The 4,691-nt window shown below is 68.7% G+C and carries 3 protein-coding genes; 1 reads left to right on the top strand and 2 read right to left on the bottom strand.

From position 1 onward, the window contains the following. Positions 1–148: 148 nt before the first annotated feature. The gene (locus tag ACFW2E_RS15350; RefSeq protein ID WP_384466520.1) at positions 149–1,513 is read right to left on the bottom strand and encodes an MFS transporter; all 1,365 of its coding nucleotides are present in this window, start codon (positions 1,511–1,513) and stop codon (positions 149–151) included. Positions 1,514–1,522: 9 nt separating this feature from the next. Continuing rightward, positions 1,523–2,890 carry a hypothetical protein gene (locus tag ACFW2E_RS15345; protein WP_384466518.1) on the bottom strand — a complete coding sequence of 456 codons (1,368 nt, stop codon included), beginning with the start codon at positions 2,888–2,890 and terminating at the stop codon, positions 1,523–1,525. 391 nt (positions 2,891–3,281) lie between these two features. Here ACFW2E_RS15345 and ACFW2E_RS15340 point away from each other — a divergent pair, with 391 nt between their 5' ends. Further along, positions 3,282–4,430 (top strand): GNAT family N-acetyltransferase, encoded by a 1,149-nt coding sequence (locus ACFW2E_RS15340; protein ID WP_384466516.1) that lies wholly within the window; start codon positions 3,282–3,284, stop codon positions 4,428–4,430. Positions 4,431–4,691: the final 261 nt, after the last annotated feature.

Genomic DNA, 4,691 nt, shown 5'->3' with positions numbered 1-4,691 from the left:
GCCGGCCGCGCGGCGGGCGGGTGCCGCGGCGGGCGGGGCCGCGTCCCCTCCCCCCCCTCGCCCCCGCGCCCCGGCCCCGGGGGGGGCGGCCCCCCCCCCCCCCCCCCCGGGGTATGGGCGCGGTGCGGCCCAACAGACGTGGCCAGGTTCAGTCGACGGGGTCGCCTCCGAACTGTTCCATGGGGGTGGTGTTCCCGGCCGGAGCGGCCTGGCCCGTGCCGGCGGGCAGCCGGTCGAGCCCGATCACGAGCGGTACGGCCAGCACGCTGATCGCGGCGAGGAACATCCAGGGCAGCGCAGCACCGCCCTCCAGGAGCGCTGTGAGCAGCGCCGGGGCGACGGCAGCACCGATCGACCAGGACATCTGGTAGACGCCCAGATAGCGGCCCCGCAGGTGCGCGGGTGCCATCACCACGCTCAGTTCGCTGGTCGGCGGCGAGCCGAGCATCTCGCCTACGGTGTAGAGCACCATCGCGATCAACAGCCCGACGACCACCGCCCAGCCGGGCAGCACGAGCAGCGCGCCGAAGACGGCGAACGCCGCCGCGTTGAACAGCAGAGCCAGCACCAGCACCGTCACCGGCCCGCGGGACTCGATCCACCGGCTGGCGAGCGTCTGGAGCAGTGCGACCATGGCCGCGTTCAGCACGACGATCACACCGACGATCCAGGCGCTGACGGCGAGGTTGTCCACTGCGTAGACGGCGAGCAGCACGGAGATCACCGTGGAGGCGAAGACGAAGGAGATGTTCGTCGCGACCAGCCGCAGATACCGGGAGTCCTTCAGTACGGTGAGATAGCCGGCCGAGGGCTGTCCGGTGGTTTCGCCCGCTGTCTGCTCCGGCCGGACGGGCTCTGGCTCGTTGGGCTCGGCGTCGGCTGCCTCGTTCGTGTCCGCGCCTCGCAAAGTGAGAACGAGCCAGCCTGCGACGGCGAAGGTGACCGCGTTGATCACCATGACCGTCCGCAGCCCGGCGACTGTTCCGATGCTCAGGGCCACCGCGGACACGACGCCGCCGAAACCGACACCGACGTTACGCATGGCACGCACGAAGCCGAACCAGCGGGCCCGCTCGACGCCCCGGGCGACCAGCACGGTGAGTGGACTGTTGCCCATCCAGAAGGCGGTGGAACCCAGTTGCACCACGAACTGCCACAACACGATCTGCCAGGCCGTGTGAGAGAACTGGAAGCCGATGAACCCAGCCACCGATATCCAGTTGCCCGCGCCGACCACGATGCGCGGGCCGAACTTGTCCAGCTGGTGCCCGATGACGAGCGGAAAGGGCAGGGCGAGCAGCTGGCCGGCAGTGAGCGCGGCACCGACGGCGACCAGTGACAGCGTCGTCGTATTCACGAAGAAGACGACGGTGAACGCCACCACCAACCCGTTTCCCAGGCTGTCGATGAGGTTGGCCGTGACGAAGCGGCCTTTTCCCGTGAGGTTCGGCAGACCCCAGGCCGTCTGAAACCGTTGCCACGCCGAAGGTGCGGGGGATTGCTGCGGCATCATGACTTCTCTTTACTTCGCCGCGCCGGCGGGCAGCTCGCTCTGGTAGAAGACGGCAGCGCTGCACGCCTTGGCATGCGATGCGATGGAGATGATGCCGCCCGAACCGGCCGGCACCACTTTGGCGTAGGATCCGGCACAACCGTCCGGGGTGTAGAACAGGCCATAGGCCGCATGCCATTCCTCGGTTTCCCCGGATACCGGGTCCACCACGAGTTCAGACCGCGGCATCACCCTCTGTTGCACGATGCATCCTTCTTCGGCGTAGTTCTCCAGAGCCCGCTGCCAGGTGGCGTCGTCCGTCTCCCAGCCCACCACGACGCCGACTCCGCCGCCGCGCCCGTTGACCTTGAGGATCAACTGTTCGCGCCGCGCTAGGCATTCGTCGACGAAGTCGGTGTCGGCCTTGAGCACGTCAGTGTTGATCAGGCGGGTCCAGGGCAGCACCCGGTCGACGAGCCGGCACTCGTCCTCGCTGAAGGTGCGCCGCCACGTCGGGTCCGAAAGCAGCGCCATACAGGCTTTGTTGGCGAAGACGTTGCTGGAGAGCGGGGTCCACAACAGTGTCCCGCCCGCCTGGTGCGCGCGGAGCAGCGGAGCGATCAGGTCCCAGCCGCCGGGCTCCTCGGCGATCTGGTCCGGGACGAAGGCGCGGTAGACCACGTCGATCTTCTTGTCCCCGAGGTAGAGCGTCCCATCGCGTTCGTGCACGTCGGAGACCTCGGCCAGGAAGATGTCGAAACCCGCGGAGCGCAGTGCGGACTGGAAGTTGAGCCAGAGTTCGCCGTAGTCCGTCATTCCGCCACGCCATTCGAGCATCGCCACCACAGGCTCGCGGCCGGGTGCCACCCGAGCGCCGAAGCGGCGCAGCGCCTCGACCACGGCACGGATGGGATGCACATAGCGGAGCCGGTGCCGGCGCGCGAAATCGGCGAAGGCACCGACCTCCATCGTCGCCTGGGACATTTCACTCGCGAGAGCCCAGCCGCCGGACTCGCTCCCCAGATTCGTCTCAAGGAGCTTGAACGAGGTGCCGTCGTGGTACATGTCGGCCCGGCCGAATGAGGGTGGCACCAGGTCACCGAACCGCCGAATCGCCTCCCAGCGGCCGTCGGTGATACCGAGCACCCTTCGGAAAGCGTCCAGATCGCCGCCGAACATCCGGTCTGGCAAGGAAAAGAGAATGTCGACCAGGTGCTGCAGGTCATCGGAGAACTCGCGAAGCTCTTGCTCGGCGACGAAGAGGGGCCTGGCCAGGTACTCGCCGTGCCAAGGTACCAGCGTCGGGAAGTTCTTGACGTGCTGGGCGACCGTGGGCAGGTCGCTGCCCGGCGCGCGGAACTCCTCGTTGTACTGGGCCGTTACCCGCTCCGCCGACATGCGATCTCCGCTCCTGCTCGCTGGTGAGTGAGCCCCTAGGCCCGCGGGGGCCACTGTTCCACTCCGGCTCCCGTTGCGACTCAATTGGGGCTCAATTGGGGCTCAGTTGCCGGCCGATGACCCCTGCGGACGCTGAGCATCTGTGTTAGGAATGGCATTCTTGAACCCCCGGAAAAAGGCTGCCGTCGATGATTTGAACAAGCAGGACACGAAACCCCCGGGCTTTTCCCTAGTTGCTCTCAGACATCTCCTCGGTTAGCAGTTCAAATCAGTCACGTCAACCGCTCGCCGCACACGGCCGGACAGCACCTGCGAGAGATGTGCGGCACATTCAGCGCCCGATCGCGCAGCAAACTCGCGGGCACGGTCAGGCAGAGACTATGGAGGCGCCATGACCGCCACTACGGACACTTTCGTCGACGCCGTCGGAGGGCTCGGGGACACAGAGTGGGACCGGCTCGCCGGCGGCAGGTTCTACTCGTCGGCGCTGTGGCTGCGGGTGTGCGCCCTCGACCCAGGGGCGGTCTCCGGCGGACTGCACGTACGGACCCCGGGCGGTGGCCGGGCCGCGATTCCCGTGGCAGCGGTGACCGAGGAGCCCAACCCGGATCTGCGGTGGCACGATCTGCTTGCCGCGCGCGGCCTGCCGGCGCCCGAGCCGGGCGGCCTGCTCATCGGCCAGCGCCGCGGCTACCTGGCGCACCTGCTCACCGGTGAGGGTACCGATCGGACCGAGGCGGCCGCCGAAGTGCTCGACGCGGTCCGTGCGCTGCGTTCACCCGTGCACGAGGACGCGAAGATCGCCCGCGTGGCGATGTACCTGACCACCGAGGACGTGACGGTGTTGCGAGCGGCGGGCGTGCGGACCGCCCCGGTCGCGCTGAAGACCGACGCCTGGATCGAGATCCCCCCTGGCGGCTTCCCTGCCTGGCTGGAATCGCTGTCGGCGCACCGGGCCCGTCGTATCCGCAGCGAGATAAGGAAGTTCGAGAAGGTCGGATACGAGCTGGAGCACCGGACGCTCGCCGAGTCCTGGCAGGACGTCGCCCGGCTGCTGGCCCGTTCGCTGGCGCGCTACGGCAGAACTGTCGACGTGGCCCCGATGGCCGAGTCCTTCCGCAAGCAGGGTGAACTCGCCGGTTCACACGCCCAGGTGGTGCTGTGCTCGCGCCCCGGCGAACCTCCCGTCGGCTTCTGCATGTACTACCGCCGGGGCGACACCGTGTACCTGCGGGCACTGGGCCTCGACCACGACCGACTCGCCTCGGCCGCCGAGTACTTCAACCTCACCTACTACATGGCGGTCCGCCTGCCGGGAGTGCGCTGGGTGCACGCGGGCACCGAGACCGCGGAAGGAAAGGCGCTGCGCGGCGCGAGGCTCCGGCCGCTGTGGCTGCTGGACCTGTCCGAGGACAGCCCGCTGACCGGGTACGACGAGGAGATCCGCGCGCACAACCACGCCCTGCTCGCCCGTCTGCGCGACTCCTCGCCCGCGGTGTCCGGTGCCCTGGAGTACGAGCTCTGGGAGCCGTACTGCTGAGGCCGACCGCCGCCGAGGACAGAGGAGTTCTCCGACGCCGCGGACTCAGGCCGACTCTCGTGGGAATCCACGAAGGAGTCGGCCGGGTCCATTGACGTGGCTTCACTTCACCGTCGTGGTGCCCATGGCTGCGTCTGTGCACGAGAGCGCCGTCGGGTTCAGGCCGCCGGAGAAGGCCGGGGGCGGGCCCGCGGATTGCGGGGTGAGGGCCGGGCGGGGTGTGGTGGGGCGGGGGGCGGGGGGGGACCGGGCGGGGAGAAC

It is taken from the genome of Streptomyces sp. NPDC058964, assembly GCF_042741275.1.
Classification (GTDB): Bacteria; Actinomycetota; Actinomycetes; order Streptomycetales; family Streptomycetaceae; genus Streptomyces.
Note: the sequence above shows the minus strand (reverse complement) of the source record. Positions and strands in the feature narration are given on the sequence as shown.

Bases quoted from the DNA above. Each gene is read 5' to 3' on its own strand.
- ACFW2E_RS15350 (WP_384466520.1), bottom strand. From the start codon at position 1,513: ATGATGCCGCAGCAATCCCCCGCACCTTCGGCGTGGCAACGGTTTCAG.
- ACFW2E_RS15345 (WP_384466518.1), bottom strand. From the start codon at position 2,890: ATGTCGGCGGAGCGGGTAACGGCCCAGTACAACGAGGAGTTCCGCGCG.
- ACFW2E_RS15340 (WP_384466516.1), top strand. From the start codon at position 3,282: ATGACCGCCACTACGGACACTTTCGTCGACGCCGTCGGAGGGCTCGGG.